This is a genomic window from Pseudodesulfovibrio sp. zrk46, assembly GCF_012516435.1.
Lineage (GTDB): Bacteria > Desulfobacterota > Desulfovibrionia > Desulfovibrionales > Desulfovibrionaceae > Pseudodesulfovibrio.
On sequence record NZ_CP051216.1, the window covers coordinates 2,413,636 to 2,429,648 of the forward strand.

The following is a 16,013-nucleotide window of genomic DNA, read 5'->3' on the forward strand; positions in this document are numbered from 1 at the left end:
GAGTTATTCAAATGGATGGAATTTTTGTTGCACTTGAAGAACAAGAAGATGAAATCTATCATAAAAACAACAACAATATAATTAGTATTGGGGTTCAGTGCCCTGGAGATGATAAGGTAAAATGTGACGCTACCCGCCATGTGCATTTAGAGCTAACGAACGACGCGAAACTGGGGTTGGGCATGGCTCTTATTAGGTCTGCATTAAAAAATGAAGATGAGTTCCTAGAGATATATCCTTATGATTACCCCGTAGAGCATCTTGGGTTTTATTTGCATCCAAACAGTTGCAGACTTTTTATTTGGACTACTGAATCAAAAGAATCAGTAGATGATATATTCCCAAGAAAGGAATAATAGAATTAGGGGACACCATACCTATTTCCACCCTCTCCCTATACGATGAATCAGGCCCGCCATGAGCGGGCCTTTTTTTGTTCTTTGACATCCAACCGACATTACTTCCGGTGGTGAGACCGAGATCACGGCACAGGGCGGGCAGGTTTCCATGCTCGTTACCAAGGACAGGGAATACAAGCGCGAAGTCAAGTCTGATATGGGCTTCTTCTCATTCTCAACCAAGGATGAGGGAAGCGTTGACGAGACTGTTCAGCACACGGAAATCAACGCTGGTGGCGGGCTGACTATCACCACCGCCGAAGGAATCGTTGTCCAGTATAAAGAGACGGGCAACGTTCAGGAGGATATCGCACAACTCGCCCAGTCTCCCGGCCTTGAATGGATGGCGGAGGTTGCCAGTCGCGACGACGTGGATTGGCAGGCCATTCAGGAAGTGCACAACCAGTGGAGCGAATCCAACAGCGGCATCGGCGGACCGGGCATGCAGCTTGTGTCGCTCGCCATGGCTGTGGCGTTGTCTGCTACAGGGGTAGGATCTTCTTTTGCCGTTGGTCTTATGGGCTTTACCGAAGGCTCTTCAATGGCGGTTGCCATGGCCGCAGGCTTCAACTCGCTGGTCATGCAGGCCGGAATGCAGGTCGTTCAAAATGGCGGCGATATCGGTGCCGCGCTCGAGGCAATGGCGTCTGTTGAAACAGTGCGCTCTTTGGCCACCGCCATGCTCACCGCAGGGCTCATGCATGAGGCCATGCAGTTGGATGGCCTGAAAGCGGAGAAGCTCGCTGAAGGCGTCAGCGATTATGATAAAATGATCGCCAACCTTGCGCAGGAACTCAAGGAAGGCGCTGTACAGGCTGGCGTTAATGCTGGTGTCGGCACTGCCGTCAACGGCGGCAACCTTGGCGAGAACTTGGTGGCAAACCTGCGTGGGGCGGCTGTCTCAGTGTTGGGTGCAAAGGTCGCCAACGAAATTGGTGAGGCATACAATAAGGGCAATGGGGACATTGGTTATGTGACCCATAAGATAGCCCACGCGGCCCTTGGTGGAGCAATGGATTTGGCTTCCGGGGGCAATGGTATTTCAGGAGCTATTGGTGGTGTTGCTGGCGAAATAACAGCCGAAGCCTTGGCCAATGAAATTGAAGAAAGTCTGTTGAGTGGCGAGATTACACCGGAAAAGGCAAAACGGTGGTCTGACGCAGGTGTAGACATTGCCAGACTCGCCGCAGGTCTTGCAGCAGTCGCGGCAGGGGGAGATATAGACGCCGCTGCAGATGCAGGTGGAAATGCTGCTGAAAACAATGCATTCTTTACTTTGCCCGTTCTTATTGCTGCAGCAACTGCTGGTGCCGAGGCTCTTGATAAGTTCCTTCTTGGTAAGGATATCGTTGATTTCTTTGTGGCGGGCCATGAAGGCGATATTGAGAAACAGTCGGAAATAGCAGAAGGGCTCCTTATTGGAGCGGCAATAGAAGTCTCTGTTGGTAATATAATCCCCGGCAGTTATGCGGCCATTAAGGCAGCCCTCAAAGCCGGTGATGTCGGGCTGGCAAGAAAGCTACTTGCAAAAGCTAGCCCAGAAGCGGCAGAATGGGTTGTCAAAAAAAGTGGCGATGCAGTCGGTGCCATCACGGAAACCTTTGGTGATACTTATACTGCTATCGCCAAGAAAACAGGGCTTCCACAATTACCGGGCTGGGAAGGGTCGTTATCTGCTAGAAGATTGGCTCCAGGAGCTGCATCGCATGGCAGCAATCTTCCGAGAATTGTTGAAGGGGAAAGATGGTTAAAAGGAAATGTCGGAAATGCGGGTAAAGTGCCTGCTCAGATTGCGGAGAGGCTGAATGGAAGACAGTTTAAGGATTTCAATGAATTTAGAAGGGCTTTTTGGACAGAAGTCGGAAATGATCCGGTGTTGAGTAAGCAGTTTAACCCTGGTAACCAACAGTTAATGAAAGATGGTTATGCACCATTTCCAGACTTAAAGCAGCAAGTTGGAGGACGGAAGCGTTATGAACTAGATCATGTTGAGGAATTACAACATGGTGGAAACGTTTATGACATGAATAATATTGTAATTCGTACACCTAAAGATCATATTCTTAAAGGGAAGTGGAAATAATGGATACAAAGAATAAAAAAGAAGTAGCTGTTAAACTTTTGCAGGAGTTTTTTACGAAAGGAACAACTGAAAAAAGACAAGATGAGATAATTATAGAGTTACTTGATATTATTCCTGATCCTTCATTTATGAACGATTTGTTTCAGTCTGATGAGTTTTATGATGAAGATGGGAACCTGGACTATCGAGCTGTCGTAGACAAAGGTTTTAATTATGATCCAAAGTCCAATATCATTGCATTGTAGGAAATCTGGCTTCCAACATGAGAATTATGGGGACACCTCCCTAATTATTGACTGCAATATCAGATTGATGCACCTTTAAGCATGCCAAGAATACCCAGAATTGTTGTCCCAATTATGGGGACACCTCCCTGATTATTGACTGCAATATCAGATTGATGCACCTTTAAGCATGCCAAGAATACCCAGAATTGTTGTCCCGGGGGAACCTCATCATGTCATTCAACGGGGAAACCGGCGTCTTCCCACTTTTTTTGAATAATTAGGGAGGTGTCCCCCTAATTCCTGGAGTTGATGTCTCAAAGCTTGCAGCAGGCCTTGTCGCTGCTGCTGCAGGTGCCGACGTTGATACTGCCGCAGGAGCTGCTGAGAACGCTGCCGAAAACAATGCATTTTGGCTTGCAGCGCCGGTAATTCTTGAAGTTGCTGATAAAGTATTGATGGCTGCGGATATAGCCGAGTTTGGCGAAGCCGTTTTGACAGGAGATAAAGCGAAACAGGACGAGCTTATAGTTGGCTTCGTGGTTGGGATGGCTATTGAAAATTCCGTAGGCAACATAATCCCTGGTAGTTACGCCGCACTCCGTACAGCAATTAAAGCGGGTAAACTGGATGTCATTCTTAAATTACTTCCAGATAGCACCGTAAAGTTGGCTACCAAGAATCTGGATGAAGCTGTTGCCAAAATCCAAACGAATTTGGCAGATCATTTCCCAGAACTTGTTGATAAGATCGATAAATTGGATTTCGAGGCCTTGAAGAATAGCGATGAGATCCAGGCTCTCGTTGCTAAGAAGAATCCAAAGGTTGGGAATGGTGCAACTAAATATATTGATAATACAAGCAGGTTGATTGGTTCAAGCAAAGCTTATATTGATCCGCAAAAGTTGACTGGATATGCACTAAATCCGAGTCACCCTAAAGGCAAAGATAAGGCCCGAGTTTTTGAGTCTGCTTTAGGCTTTAATCAGGCCAATGCGAACTCGTTGTTGCAACAAATTCAAGAGGGCGTAAAAAACAATATAGCAATTAGTGGTAAGGTTAATGAGTATGGCTCTAGATTTACCGTAGATATCCCCGTCACAGGCCCAAAAGGGACTGGTGTAGTGAGAACTGGTTGGATTTACGAGCCTGGGTCGAATGTCCCCAAGTTGACAACACTTTTTGTCAAGTAAAAGGCGTTGAAAAATGAGTATAGATATTAACGATGTGGTTGTAGTGATAAAAGATATTAATAGTGAGCATGTTAATAAAGGCATGTTGGGTGTTGTTGTCTTCATATTTGATAAGCCTAGATCCGCGTATGAAATTGAATTTTGTAACGAGGAGGGCAAGACAATTGAAACGATTACTCTCGAGCCGGATGAAATAGAAAAGGTCATTTGAAATTTTCGGCATTAAAAATCTGGAATTAGGGGGACACCATACCTATTTCTCACTCCCTATACGATTAATCAGGCCCGCCCTAAGCGGGCCTTTTTTTGTTCTTTGAAGAATGGGGTCAGGTCTTTCTTTTTGTTGTTTTGTGTAATTATGGGGACACCTCCCTAATTATTGGGAAAGCTTTTTGACTAGGGCTGACAGCGCCGAGATGCAAGAGCATATCAAAAAACACAGCCGGACAGGTCGCCCTTTGGGCAGCAATGCTTTTTTTGACCGTTTGCAAAAGTTTTAGGCAAAGATGTTAGACCTCAAAAGCCAGGTCCCAAAATGAATAATTAGGGAGGTGTCCCCCTAATTCGCATGACGGTGGAAGAGTTGAAGTGCTTCAATATATAGAAGATGTGGACTAATGAAAACAATCAAAGAATTACAAAATGAGCTTTTGCGAATTGGGCAGATCATAAATGCTAATGAAGATTATCTTAGAATTGGTGAAGGAGTAGACGTCATCATTGATGTCAAAATTCACGGAGATGAATATCATTACATAGTTATTGAACGCGGAAATGAACAAAAAAGAATTATTACAAACTCATCGTTTGAGCTCATGTTTTTATTCATAAGCTCTGCAGCGTTTTCTCTCTCATCTCGTTATGCTGCAAATAATAAAATTCCAGGACAAGATTTTAGGCGACTTATGTTTCAACACTACCTAGAACTGTTGAGGAGAATCGGCCCCAGGTGGGAGAAAAGGGGGCAGCAGAAGATTGACGAGATTTTAAAGAAGTACCCCTACGAGGATGAATAGAAAAATTATGGAAAAATTTTGGGGACACCTCCCAAAATTATGGGGACACCATACCTATTTACGCCCTCTCCCCATACGATCTATTAGGCCCGCCATGAGCGGGTCTTTTTTACATTTCAGAACAGATTATCTTTTTTATGCATGTAAAGGACCTCTTGTGAGGGAGGGAGTCATAAACAGTGAATAGTATTCTAAGCTGTAATTGTTGGTAATTTAACCCCATTTTGTCATGGTGTGTTTACGGTTGTTCAGATGTCTGTTATGAGGTTCTGGATATATGGGTAGGAGAAAGTGTCCGTGAAAATAGCTCGAGTTTCCATACTTGTCTGTGCGTGTCTGTTTAGTTGTTTTTGTCTGGTGTTTGATCAGTCGAAAAGTGTGGCCGCCGGACCGGAATCTGCAATCGATTGTTCCACTGTGGGCGTCGACTTCATGGACGATCCCAACATGACTCGTGAAGAGCGCCTTGAGGCGATGGATCGTGCCCTGCAACAATCTCTTGGCATGTACGATCTGTGCCAGGAACAGATGTCCACCAACAGTGCTGCCAACTCCGGTTCAGGCGGAGGGGGCGGCGGAATGTCCGGTTCAGGGGCTGCTAATGGCTCGGGGCAAGGGGCTGGTGGCGGTTCCGGCAATGAATCCGGGCAGGACTCTGGCGAGAAAGCTGGAGATGGTTCTGGCAGTCAATCTGGCGAGCAGGCAGGCGAAATGGCCGGTGCAGGCTCTGCCGGTGAGGCAGGAGAACAGGCTGGCGCGATGGCTGAATCTGGCTCCTCCGGCGCTTCAGGCATGCAGGGCCAAAATGGGAATAATGGTTTGGCCGGAGGCACCTCCAATGGCGCCCCTGTGTCATCTGTGGCCACCTCTGATATTCAGGGGACGGGCAGCACAACGCATCAATCGGGTCAGACTGGCAGTCATGGGGATTCTGGACAGAATGCAGGTTCCCAAGGGAATGGCCAGGATGGCGGGATGACCGCCCAGACGGCCGGAGATAATGGGCAGATCGAGGGAGATCAGGGCGGCCGGCAGGAAAGCTCTGGCGGGGCCACCGGATCAACCGGAGCCATTCCGGAGGACGTCAAGAAGGCTGACAACGATAGTGTTCTCGAAGCGCAGATTCGTGAGGCTGCAATGCGGGAAAAGGACCCGGAGGTCCGGGCCCGTCTATGGAATGAATATCGTCGATACAAAGGGTTGCCACAGAAATAGTCTGGCTTTTCCCGGAGCAAGGAGTAGCGCATGAAATCGCTTAAGAAATATACAACGAATTTGATTATCCTCTGGCTGTGCTCGTTCATGGCCCTGGGAGGATGCAAAACCACCGGCTTCGGCTCCCCGCCTCCCATTGGCCCGCCTCCGTCTTCGGAAATGCTGGAGACAGATGATCAGACGATGGCCGAGGCCGAGGTCGCCAAGGCTCCTCGATTGGACGTTATTGTGCCGGTGTTCGATCCGAATCTTCCTGACCCCAACGATAAGAAAAAGAAGGATAAGGACGAGGGACTTTGGCCCGAAGTGCGCCGCGCCGAGGCCAATCGATTTGCCTACAAGATGAAGCAGGCTCTTGAAGAGACGGACTCGTTCGGGGCCGTGCGAGTGACGCCCGACGCCACTGCCACCGGAGAGATCTATGTCCAAGGAAAAATCCTTGAATCCAATGGAATGGATGTTGAGATCGAAATTACAGTCACGGATATTTCCGGCCATAAGTGGTTTTCCAAGAAGTTCTCTTATGAGGTGGACGAGACATTCTTCGCAACTGCGAGTAACAAGGGGAAGGATCCTTATGAACCTGTCTTTGTTGAAGCGGCGCAATATATTGTCGAGGAGCTGAAAGATCAGGACGCCAAGCGTGCCGAGGATCTTCAGCGTTTGGCAAAGCTTCGCTTCGGTGCCAATTTTTCTGAGGCCTACTTCGCCGAGTATATTGAAGAGAAACGCGGCAAAGTCTACATCACCGCCTATCCTGACTCAGAGGATGCCATGCTGAACCGTCTCGAGGCCATCCGATATCGGGATCAGATGTTCGTGGACGGTTTGCAGGACAATTATCGTGCGTTCAACGACAAGATGAATGAATCCTATACTGTTTGGCAGGAGTCGGCTCTCAACGAGCAGATCGCTTTGGCCGAGGTTCGCAAAAAGTCTTTCGGTAAGGCTGTTGGCGGTATACTTCTGGTGGCACTGGGCGTGGGGCTTGCCGTCGCGTCGGGTAACGGCAATGCTGCAACCCAGACCACGGGAGCCATTGCAGGTGTTACCTTGGGTGTCGTTGGTGCAGCCAAACTCATGGAAGCTGCTGACACGGCAGAAGAAGCGGAGTTCCACAAGGAGTCTTTGAACGAGCTTGGGAAGTCTCTGGACATCGAACTGGGGCCGCAGGTGGTGGAATTCAATGACCAGACCGAGGAGATCACTGGTTCGGCCAAGGAGCAGTTCGGCCAGTGGCGTGAATTCCTGCAGCGCATCTACGAACAGGAAAAGACCCCTGACGTGCAACTCTAGGTTCCCAGGTTGATCCTGACATGCTTGAAGAAAAACTGAAGAGCTCGCAGGCGGGGTCGAATAAGTCGTTCCTTATCCTTGCGACAGCCATTGTTATTGTAATCGCTGTAACCGTGTTGTTGGCTGCTGAGTTGATACTGAATCCGGACAATTCAGAGGAACAGGCGCACAGTGTTGAGGCGCCCGTTGTGGAGAAGGCGTCAACGCCTTCGGTCCAGCCGGAACAGTCGGAAAATGGCAGGGAACAGGCTGCGGAAGAAGAGCGTATTGCGTTCAAGGCAATGCTTTCTGAGTACGAGTCGAACATCAAAGCTCTCGTGGAAGCGCCAGAATTCGCCGTTTGGGATGAAGTCTCACAGGCCCGGTTCCTTAAAATGAAGGGACAGATAATGGCCGACGTGGGCACTGGGAAATATGGGCGCGCTCGGGACGAGCTGGCAGAACTCATTCAACAGGCGACCAAAGTGATCAGCGAGCGTGACGCCGCTGTGGCGGAGAGCATCGAACAAGCGAAGAGTGCCCTGAAGGAAAATGCACCGCAAAAGGCTCGTGCTCACTTCTTACGCGTCAAGGAACTTGCGCCTCATTCGCCCGAACTTTCGGCCCTGGAGCCTCAAGTAGCAACGTTGCCGCAGGTGGTGGAGTTGCTGGAGCAGGCACACTTGGCGAAGGTTCAAGGTGATATGAAGGGTGAGTTGGCGGCTTGGAAGGAAATAGCGAAAGTCGATCCGACCAACGGGGAAGCTGAGGAACGAATTGCCCTGATCCAGAACACCATTTTCGAGCAGGAGCTTTCATCTCATTTGCAAAAGGCCATGGCAGCCCTTGAAGCCCGTCGACCGGATTTGGCCCAGAAAAGCCTGAATAAGGCTCGCCAAATGGCCCCCAAACGTGACGAGGTTGTTCATCTTCAACGAGAGATCAATACACTTGCCAAAGAGCTTAGATACAATGCATTGGTCAAGCAGGCGAGGGCGTATGCGGCCAAGGACGATTGGTCCAGCGTGCTGTCCAGTTACAACGATGCCGCCAAGATCAATGGTTCCTCAGCCGAAGTCGTAAGCGGCATCAAACGGGCGCAGACCGTGTTGGGAATCCGTGCCGCCATAAAAGAGAAACTTGGCAAACCGTACCGGCTGTCCACCAAGGTTGGTGAGAAGCAGGCCCGTGCGCTTCTTCAGGAAGCCAGCGGGGTCTTTGAAATCAGTTCGTCCACGGAGGAGCTGGCAAAGAAGCTGGACGCACTTCTGCAACTGTACACCAAACCAGTGATGGTCCGCGTCACCTCCGACGGCAAGACGTTCGTGCAGGTCAAGGGTGTGGGCAAAGTCGGCAAAGTCACCGAGAAAACCATTCAAATCCGCCCAGGACGATATGTCTTTGAGGGGAAACGTGACGGGTTTGTGTCCAAGGCGACGACAGTTGAGATACCGCCTTCCGGCAAGACCATGGTGATTCATGTGGTCTGTGAGACAACTATCTAGGGCAGGCAAGATGACTCCTGCTCCAGTATGAGAATCAGCTTCACGCAAATGTGATACAGAGTTGATTCATTAGTATTTTCAGTGGCTGCAAGTGCGGCTCAGTGTGTCAGACTTCTTCGACCGCGAGCCTTTGCCATTTTGCAGCTCTCGATCAGGGGAGAAGAACAGGAATGGCCATGAAGAAGGATCAGTTTCGAGAAGCCTTGCGAGCCGGGCGAAGTGCGAACGGTGACAGTCAGGAACCGGAACTGAACAATCGGCTGACGGAGAAGTTGCAGCAAGAGAAGGCGCAGAAGCGCAGATTGCTTTTGGTGATCGGCGTGGTTGCCGGTGTGTTTTTGTCGGTGGCGGCTACTCTTGCCTTTATGGCTCATGGAACGACTGTTCTTGTGGAACCCCAAGAGGCTGCAGAGAACGCTTCCATAGATGTTGGCGGCTTCGGTTTCCTTATGGGTGACTATGCCCTCTCCTTCAGTTCGGACCCAGCAGTCACAGTCTCATCTCCCGGATATCAAACGGCTCGAGTCGATTTTCCGGACGGGGATGTAACCCTGCACGTCTCGCTGGAAGAAAGCCCAGCCCAATTGTCGTTGAAGCTGGAACCTGCATATGAAGACGCCCGGTGGACACTGAACGGAATGCTTGTTGGGACGGGGGCCACCCTCGAAAAAGAGGTGCCTGCAGGTGATTATGAACTTAAGGTAGCAAGCCTTTCCTTCATGCCAACAGAGCAAAGCTTTACTGTCGATAGAGGCCAGGAATTTCGGAAAGTCCTTGTAGTAGAACCGGTGAAGGGGAAGCTTGATCTGGCCTCCACACCTGTAGGGGCAACCATCTTTCTTAATGGGGAAGATATCGGCGTTACGCCCCAGACCGTGGATGTCCTCGGCGGAAAGCACGAGGTCATGATCAGCTTGGCAGAGCACTCACCTGTCACTGAAACCATTGCCATCACCTCAGCAAAGACCAAGGCAAAGCGCGAATATCACCTCTTCCTGCAACCGGGAGAGCTGACCGTCAACGCCGCTCCCAAGGGAGGCCTACTGCTGGTCAACGGCCTCAAGGCGACACCGTCCGAGGTCAAATCCGTGCCTCCGCGAAAAGAAGTTCTCATTTCTTATAAGATTCCCGGGTTCAGCAAGAAGACTGAATCCGTGACACTTGCCCCCGGCGAAAAGCGCACTATCACCATGAACCTCAAGAGCGAGAAGGGCGTTGTGGAAATCATCTCCACTCCTGCGGCCGAGGTCGTGATGAATGGAACCGTTCTGGGGCAGGCGCCGCTGACGATTTCAATGCCGACCGTGCAGCAGACCATTGTCCTTCGGGCCGAGGGATATCAGTCTATCACGCAGAAGGTGATTCCCAAGAAAGGAGTGACGACCCGGGTGAACGTCAAGCTTGTGTCGAACAAGCAGGCGGCCATGGCCAAGGCGACGAAGGCTGCCCAGAGCGGTGGCAAGGGAAGCGCTGTGGGCATGGAGATGGCTTTATTCTCACCCGCTGGTGATATGTGCATTCTGGGAGCACCCCGTCACGAGCAGGGGCAGCGTGCCAATGAGTTTCAGCGCAAGGTCAAGCTTGTGCGTCCCTTCTTGGCAGGTAGATATGAAGTCAGCAACGGACAGTTTGCCCGGTTCTCTGGCAGCCCTCGAGGCCCCCAAAACCAACCGGTGGTAAACGTGACCTGGCTGGAAGCCGCCAAATTCTGCAACTGGCTGAGCGCGCAGGAACATCTGCCGCCGTTTTATGTGATTCAAGGTGGAAAGCTGCGCGGGATGAATAAGAAATCCAAAGGCTACCGACTGCTTACAGAGGCCGAGTGGGAGTGGCTTGCCCGTAAAGCCGGGCGCAAGCAGCAGACGATATTTCCCTGGGGCGATACGGCTGTGATTCCCGATGACGTGGGCAACATTGCCGACGAATCTGCTCAGGGGAAAACCAAATTCTATGTGCCGGGCTACAATGATAACCACGCGGGACTTGCTCCTGTGGGTTCTTTCAAGCCCAATGAATCCGGACTGTATGACTTGACTGGCAACGTCTCTGAATGGGTGAATGATTTTTACGTATGGCAAGTCCCCAAGGCAGGTCAGATTCTCATTGATCCTCTTGGCCCTGCGGCAGGGGAAAAGCACGTTTACAAAGGCTCCAGTTGGCGCTCCGGTACGCGCACGCCGCTTCGAGCCGCCTATCGCGATCCCTCTACCCAAGGCAAGGATGACCTTGGATTCAGAGTCGCCAGGTACGTGTACGCTGACGAATAATGGAGATATCAAGATGAAGTTCAAAACCAAGAAAATGCTCCTCGTCGCGAGCATTGTCACACTGGTTGTGGTGGCTGCCCTTGGCATCGCCATGGCTCGGTCAAATCAGTCGTATTTCAGCCTCACTTCTCCGGCTTCGTTCCCGGTAGATATTTAGGAGACCCGCATGGTCAATATGATCAAGAGTATTTTGGCGCTGATCGCCTCTATCGTAGTGGTTCACATGAGCTATCTGGCTTATATTCGGCCGCAGGCAAGCAAGCTGATCGATGCAGCCCGTGCGGCCGGTCAGGCTCCTCCTCGCGACTTCACCATCATCCTGAGGGATTATGAGCAGGAGATATGCATCATCCTGCTGCTGTGGGGCGCGTTTCTGATTGTTTCCAAATGCCTGGCCGTCCTCCGGGAAGAACGTCATCTGTTCAGCCTTGATCTCTACAAAGAAGCCGAAGAGCATGCCATTGAGATTGCCAGGGAGAACGGAGGTGGTGATGTCACCCAGAAGGATATCCTCCTCGGCCTCGACAGCCTTCCCAGCAGCCTGCGCGATACGGCCCTGCTCAAGGTGCTGCGTGCAGGCCTTCGCCGCTACTTGATCACCGGCAACGTCCAGAACGCAGCCGATGCCATTGAATCGGGCATTGATGCAGTGGGTTCACGCATGGACGCGGAGAATTCCATGATCCGCTACATCATCTGGGCCATTCCCAGTATCGGCTTTATCGGCACCGTTCGGGGTATCGGTGAGGCCCTTTCGCAGGCCAATCAGGCTCTTTCAGGGGATATCGGCGGCATGACCGGCAGTTTGGGCGTGGCCTTCAACTCCACCTTGGTGGCCCTGCTCATCTCCATTGTACTCATGTTTCTGCTGAATTATCTCCAGCGGCTCCAAGATGATTTGCTTGTGGAGACACAAAGCTACTGTGAAGAAAAGCTCCTGAACCGGATCAGCAGGGTCGATGAAGCGGCGTAAAAGCAGAGAAATCGCAGGCTCAAGCCTGGCGTTTCTTGATGTCCTGGCCTGTGGTCTGGGTGCGGTCGTGCTGTTGCTGACCCTTGCTCAGGAGCAGGTGTTCGGGCTTAACGGCGAAGACCAGCGGCTGACCACGGAGTTGGCCGAGCTGCAGAGCCGTAGCGCTGAGGTCGAGAAGGAGATCGCCAGAATCACCCAATCCGGTCAGGCGGTCAGTGATGAAATCAAGGATACCTCCGAGGCGCTGGCAGTGGTGAAGGATAAGGCTGCCCGCCAGTCGGACGTGGCCGACACAGCGCGCAAGAACAAGGCCTCCCTTATCGAAGGCATAAAGAAAATCAAGCTGAACAACCCTGAGGATGTAATCGAAACGCCTGATCAGTCTGGCGAAGAGGATTACCTCATCGGCCTGAAGGTTGAAGGCCAGCGTATTGCTATCCTTGTGGACTGCAGCGCGTCCATGACCGATGAGAGACTCATCGACATCATTCGGCGCAAGAACTCTTCCGATGCAGAGAAAAAGAAAGGGCCCAAATGGCGCCGGACAATACGCACGCTTCGCTGGCTGTTGGCCCGTCTTCCCAGAGCCTCGATGGTGACTGTCATCGCCTATAACGAGACGGCAAGAAATCTCGGCGCGAAAGAATGGACCAGCTCTGTGGACGAAAAGGGGCTGACGAACATCCTGTCCAATGCCAATGAGATTGTTCCAACAGGTCCCACCAATCTGTCCAGCGCTCTCAAAGCCGCTCGGGAACTCAATCCGTCTGATTTGTATATCATCACCGATGGACTGCCCACCAAGGGAGACTCTGGCTGGGGGCGTCTCAATGTGTTTTCCGGTTGCAGCTCCATTCTGGGGAGTTCAAGCAAAATTTCTGGTGAGTGCCGGGCCCGGCTGTTTGAAGAAAGTGTGAAGAAAAGCGGATTGTCTCTCTCGCGCAAGGTTAATGTTATTTTGCTTCCCATCGAGGGTGATCCCTATGCTCCCAGATATTACTGGGAGTGGACGGCATTGACCGGTGGGCTGTTCATTGCGCCTGCACAGGATTGGCCATGAGAAGAAAGAGCCGCGAATTAGATATTTTCAGCCTGTCGTTTCTCGACGTCTTTGCCTGTGCTTTGGGGGCAACAATTTTGTTGGTGTTGGTTTCCAACTTCACCAAGAGCAACGCTGCCGTTTCGGCCACCGAGGGGATCGAAGACAAACTTGAGCTGATCCTTTCCGAGGAGAAGAGACTTCAGGGCCTTGAACAGCTCCTTGCCGAAAAGAAGCAGGGACTATCGGACAGTCAGTTGCTGCTACAGCGGTTGAAGCAATTTCTGGCCGACCAGAAGATGGGTATAGGGGCGACCAATCAGGAGCTTGAGAAGCTCATGGAAGAGAATGAAGGTCTTGCTCTGGTACAGTCGTCCCTGAAGAAGGCCGCAGCTATCAGGCCAAATTCCGCTACCGTCCGGGACAAAGAGGAAGTGGGCGGCATCCCGGTGGACAGTGAGTACATCATCTTCATCATCGATACGTCGGGCAGTATGATGGCCATTTGGCCTCGGGTGCTGCGTGAGATGGAACATATTCTTGAGATCCATCCACAGGTGAAGGGCTTTCAGGTGATGAACGACAATGGTTTTCTTGCCCTTGTCGGGTATCAAGGAAAATGGATTCCGGACTCCAAGTCGCGCCGTAGGGCCATCCTCAAACGCCTGAATAATTGGCAGCGCGCCTCCAACAGCAGTCCTGTCGAGGGGCTTGAGAAGGCGTTGAGGCAATATGCACACAAGGCCACCTCCCTTTCCATTTACATCATCGGCGATGACTACTCCGGAGCCGCATTTGATCAGGTTCTGAGTACTATCAACCGATTGAACAGGTCCGGGAATAACGGCAAACGTCAAGCCAAAATTCATGCGGTAGGCTTCTTGTCGAATAATACAACGGGCCGATTCCCAGTTCTTATGACTGAAGTGACAAGGCAGAACGGCGGTACGTTTATAGCACTGCCGCGATAGTTTTGGAGAGATCAGGGATTGAATCAATACTAGGCTTCGAAACATCGTCGCCCCTCAAAAGTGAACCATTTCAAGTTAATTGTATGGGCGTTAACTATTTTGCTTGTTGCGTGCAATTATCGCAATCATTTCGAACTCATAGTCGATAGGGTTATCTGGTTGTCATTTGGCTTTTCATCGGAGTCTTCCTTCGAAGGTTCAAAACGACGTAACGGCCCTGAACAATGTAGCTTTCCAGAGTGAAGCAGGGGAAAAGCATTTTCAAGCTCTTCCTTTGAAAGGGGGATGTTTGGATTTGAGTCATCTTTGGGAAGCGTTTGGGTATTCTTTTTCATCTGTCACCTTTCTAGGGTTTTCGACCTTAATAGACTCAAGTCCTATCTGAAGTGAAGCAAGCGGGGCAGAATCGACACCTCTTGGCAGAGTCTTCTGTCCAGATAAAAGGGGAATTAGGAGGGGGGCTGTTTTCTCCAGTGCCTTCGTTTTTCGCCATATGAAAAGATTCCTTCTCTTACCGTTCCCTGAATGATTGAGCCAGTGACAAATAGATCGGCTTCATGAAGTATTCGATCAGTGTCTTGCTGCCAGTTTTTATATCGGCCTGGACTGTCATGCCCGGGAGGATGAGGTGCTTATTACCTCCCGATTCGAGGTGTTCCACGTCAAGGGTGATGGTGCCTTTGTAATAGACCCGGCCCTTTGGGTCTACGATGGATGACGGTGCGATGTCGGTCAGCTGGCCCTTGAGGCCGCCGTACCTCGCAAAGTCGTAGGCCGTGAGCTTGATGGTCACATCTTGCCCAATCTCAACGTGGCCGATGTCCCGCGAGGAGATTTGAATTTCTGCGACGAGGTTCTTGCCCCCGGGGATCAGTTCCACGACGGTTTCGCCGGGTTGAATGATTTCTCCCGGGGAATTGACCTGGAGGTTGTGCACGATGCCGTCCACCGTGGCCTTGATGGAGAGTTGATCAACGTCCATTTCGAACCGCTTGATGATTTCCTGAACCTCGGAATATTCGGCCTCAACTGTGGCAAGCTCAGCCATCCATCCTTCGAGGGCGTCTTCGCGCAGCTTGACGAGACGGTTCTTGCTCTCGGTCAGCTTCTCCCGCACCTGAATGCGCCTGACGGGGATTTGATGCAGGTACTCCTGAATTTGGAGGAATTGCCGCTTGATGCCGAAGAACTCGGTCTTGCCGACCAGTTCCCGCTTGAAGAGGCCTTCGTAGGTCTCGTATTCCTCTTTCATGAGAGCATGCTGTTCGCGCAGGGTCTTCTCTCGGTTACTCAGTTCCTTGAGCTCCGCTTCGTACTGCTTGATCTGATTCTTCAGGATATCCCGGCTGACAGCCAAGGCTTCGAGTTTTTGCGCATGGAGACGGATCTGTTGATTGGCTTGTTCAGCGAATTTGGCGTCGAAATTCGAATAGTCGGGCTTGCGGTCCTCAATGTGAGCTGCAAGGCGCTCCTTGCGAAGGGCCAGGGTCGCTTTGCGCGCCAGATACTGGTCGAGGTTGGAAGCGGACTCGGTCGGGTCCAGAACCATCAGGGGCTGGCCGCGTTTTACCGGTTCTCCCTCAATGACGAGGATGTCCATGACAATGCCGCCGTCTTCGCTCTGGATCAATTTGACGTGGCCGGAGGGGATGATTTCACCGCTGGTTATGGCCACTTCGTCGATTTGCGTCACCGACGCCCAGCCGATGAAGGCCGCGATGATCAGTGTCAGGGTCAGGATCACAAACCTGATGAGCCTTGGAACTCCGGTCTCCTCCAGCAGGAGGGCCTGAGACAGGTGCATGGACTTCCGCTTGGCAACGCGCACGTTCTTTTTTGCTGAATTCATACCAT

At 51.2% G+C, this 16,013-nt stretch carries 16 protein-coding genes; 14 read left to right on the forward strand and 2 right to left on the reverse strand.

Features of this window, described 5'->3' with window-relative positions; all coding sequences use genetic code 11:
- Positions 1 to 11: 11 nt before the first annotated feature.
- The 14 genes from HFN16_RS10910 (at position 12) to HFN16_RS10980 (ending at position 14,159) form a co-directional block, all read left to right on the forward strand.
- A complete protein-coding gene (locus HFN16_RS10910) occupies positions 12 to 356 on the forward strand; it encodes a hypothetical protein (protein WP_168890780.1) in 345 nt (114 codons plus the stop codon).
- Positions 357 to 507: 151 nt separating this feature from the next.
- Entirely contained in the window at positions 508 to 2,481 is a 1,974-nt protein-coding gene (locus tag HFN16_RS10915) for a DUF637 domain-containing protein (RefSeq protein WP_168890781.1), read from the forward strand.
- Positions 2,481 to 2,726 (forward strand): hypothetical protein, encoded by a 246-nt coding sequence (locus HFN16_RS10920; protein WP_168890782.1) that lies wholly within the window; start codon positions 2,481 to 2,483, stop codon positions 2,724 to 2,726. Before HFN16_RS10915 ends, HFN16_RS10920 begins: the two co-directional genes overlap by 1 nt.
- A 437-nt stretch (positions 2,727 to 3,163) precedes the next feature.
- Positions 3,164 to 3,898, forward strand: coding sequence for a DUF6883 domain-containing protein (locus tag HFN16_RS10930; RefSeq protein ID WP_168890783.1), 735 nt, complete (start codon positions 3,164 to 3,166; stop codon positions 3,896 to 3,898).
- A gap of 13 nt (positions 3,899 to 3,911) precedes the next feature.
- The gene (locus HFN16_RS10935; protein WP_168890784.1) at positions 3,912 to 4,109 is read left to right on the forward strand and encodes a DUF4926 domain-containing protein; all 198 of its coding nucleotides are present in this window, start codon (positions 3,912 to 3,914) and stop codon (positions 4,107 to 4,109) included.
- 406 nt (positions 4,110 to 4,515) lie between these two features.
- Positions 4,516 to 4,914: an Imm63 family immunity protein gene (locus tag HFN16_RS10940; RefSeq protein WP_168890785.1), complete on the forward strand. Its 399-nt coding sequence runs from the start codon at positions 4,516 to 4,518 to the stop codon at positions 4,912 to 4,914.
- A 297-nt stretch (positions 4,915 to 5,211) separates the two neighbouring features.
- A complete protein-coding gene (locus HFN16_RS10945; RefSeq protein WP_168890786.1) occupies positions 5,212 to 6,129 on the forward strand; it encodes a hypothetical protein in 918 nt (305 codons plus the stop codon).
- 30 nt (positions 6,130 to 6,159) lie between these two features.
- On the forward strand, positions 6,160 to 7,425 hold the full coding sequence (locus HFN16_RS10950; RefSeq protein ID WP_168890787.1) for a hypothetical protein: 1,266 nt from the start codon (positions 6,160 to 6,162) through the stop codon (positions 7,423 to 7,425).
- A gap of 20 nt (positions 7,426 to 7,445) precedes the next feature.
- Positions 7,446 to 8,909, forward strand: a complete 1,464-nt coding sequence (locus HFN16_RS10955) for a hypothetical protein (RefSeq protein WP_168890788.1) — start codon at positions 7,446 to 7,448, stop codon at positions 8,907 to 8,909.
- Positions 8,910 to 9,079: 170 nt separating this feature from the next.
- Positions 9,080 to 11,176, forward strand: a complete 2,097-nt coding sequence (locus HFN16_RS10960) for an SUMF1/EgtB/PvdO family nonheme iron enzyme (protein ID WP_168890789.1) — start codon at positions 9,080 to 9,082, stop codon at positions 11,174 to 11,176.
- Between the two features lie 13 nt (positions 11,177 to 11,189).
- Complete coding sequence (locus HFN16_RS10965; RefSeq protein ID WP_168890790.1) at positions 11,190 to 11,333, forward strand: hypothetical protein; 144 nt, start codon at positions 11,190 to 11,192, stop codon at positions 11,331 to 11,333.
- A gap of 9 nt (positions 11,334 to 11,342) precedes the next feature.
- Complete coding sequence (locus HFN16_RS10970) at positions 11,343 to 12,149, forward strand: MotA/TolQ/ExbB proton channel family protein (protein WP_168890791.1); 807 nt, start codon at positions 11,343 to 11,345, stop codon at positions 12,147 to 12,149.
- The gene (locus HFN16_RS10975; RefSeq protein WP_168890792.1) at positions 12,136 to 13,209 is read left to right on the forward strand and encodes a VWA domain-containing protein; all 1,074 of its coding nucleotides are present in this window, start codon (positions 12,136 to 12,138) and stop codon (positions 13,207 to 13,209) included. The genes HFN16_RS10970 and HFN16_RS10975 overlap by 14 nt, the downstream gene beginning before the upstream one ends.
- The gene (locus HFN16_RS10980; protein WP_168890793.1) at positions 13,206 to 14,159 is read left to right on the forward strand and encodes a vWA domain-containing protein; all 954 of its coding nucleotides are present in this window, start codon (positions 13,206 to 13,208) and stop codon (positions 14,157 to 14,159) included. The genes HFN16_RS10975 and HFN16_RS10980 overlap by 4 nt, the downstream gene beginning before the upstream one ends.
- A 125-nt stretch (positions 14,160 to 14,284) precedes the next feature.
- Here HFN16_RS10980 and HFN16_RS10985 read toward each other — a convergent pair whose 3' ends face one another.
- Positions 14,285 to 14,494, reverse strand: a complete 210-nt coding sequence (locus HFN16_RS10985) for a hypothetical protein (protein WP_168890794.1) — start codon at positions 14,492 to 14,494, stop codon at positions 14,285 to 14,287.
- Positions 14,495 to 14,670: 176 nt separating this feature from the next.
- Complete coding sequence (locus tag HFN16_RS10990; protein WP_168890795.1) at positions 14,671 to 16,008, reverse strand: HlyD family type I secretion periplasmic adaptor subunit; 1,338 nt, start codon at positions 16,006 to 16,008, stop codon at positions 14,671 to 14,673.
- Between the last annotated feature and the right edge of the window lie 5 nt (positions 16,009 to 16,013).

Bases quoted from the DNA above. Each gene is read 5' to 3' on its own strand.
- HFN16_RS10950 (WP_168890787.1), top strand. From the start codon at position 6,160: ATGAAATCGCTTAAGAAATATACAACGAATTTGATTATCCTCTGGCTG.
- HFN16_RS10930 (WP_168890783.1), top strand. From the start codon at position 3,164: ATGGCTGCGGATATAGCCGAGTTTGGCGAAGCCGTTTTGACAGGAGAT.
- HFN16_RS10960 (WP_168890789.1), top strand. From the start codon at position 9,080: ATGGCCATGAAGAAGGATCAGTTTCGAGAAGCCTTGCGAGCCGGGCGA.
- HFN16_RS10970 (WP_168890791.1), top strand. From the start codon at position 11,343: ATGGTCAATATGATCAAGAGTATTTTGGCGCTGATCGCCTCTATCGTA.
- HFN16_RS10935 (WP_168890784.1), top strand. From the start codon at position 3,912: ATGAGTATAGATATTAACGATGTGGTTGTAGTGATAAAAGATATTAAT.
- HFN16_RS10965 (WP_168890790.1), top strand. From the start codon at position 11,190: ATGAAGTTCAAAACCAAGAAAATGCTCCTCGTCGCGAGCATTGTCACA.
- HFN16_RS10980 (WP_168890793.1), top strand. From the start codon at position 13,206: ATGAGAAGAAAGAGCCGCGAATTAGATATTTTCAGCCTGTCGTTTCTC.
- HFN16_RS10985 (WP_168890794.1), bottom strand. From the start codon at position 14,494: ATGAAAAAGAATACCCAAACGCTTCCCAAAGATGACTCAAATCCAAAC.
- HFN16_RS10915 (WP_168890781.1), top strand. From the start codon at position 508: ATGCTCGTTACCAAGGACAGGGAATACAAGCGCGAAGTCAAGTCTGAT.
- HFN16_RS10920 (WP_168890782.1), top strand. From the start codon at position 2,481: ATGGATACAAAGAATAAAAAAGAAGTAGCTGTTAAACTTTTGCAGGAG.
- HFN16_RS10910 (WP_168890780.1), top strand. From the start codon at position 12: ATGGATGGAATTTTTGTTGCACTTGAAGAACAAGAAGATGAAATCTAT.
- HFN16_RS10975 (WP_168890792.1), top strand. From the start codon at position 12,136: ATGAAGCGGCGTAAAAGCAGAGAAATCGCAGGCTCAAGCCTGGCGTTT.
- HFN16_RS10940 (WP_168890785.1), top strand. From the start codon at position 4,516: ATGAAAACAATCAAAGAATTACAAAATGAGCTTTTGCGAATTGGGCAG.
- HFN16_RS10955 (WP_168890788.1), top strand. From the start codon at position 7,446: ATGCTTGAAGAAAAACTGAAGAGCTCGCAGGCGGGGTCGAATAAGTCG.
- HFN16_RS10990 (WP_168890795.1), bottom strand. From the start codon at position 16,008: ATGAATTCAGCAAAAAAGAACGTGCGCGTTGCCAAGCGGAAGTCCATG.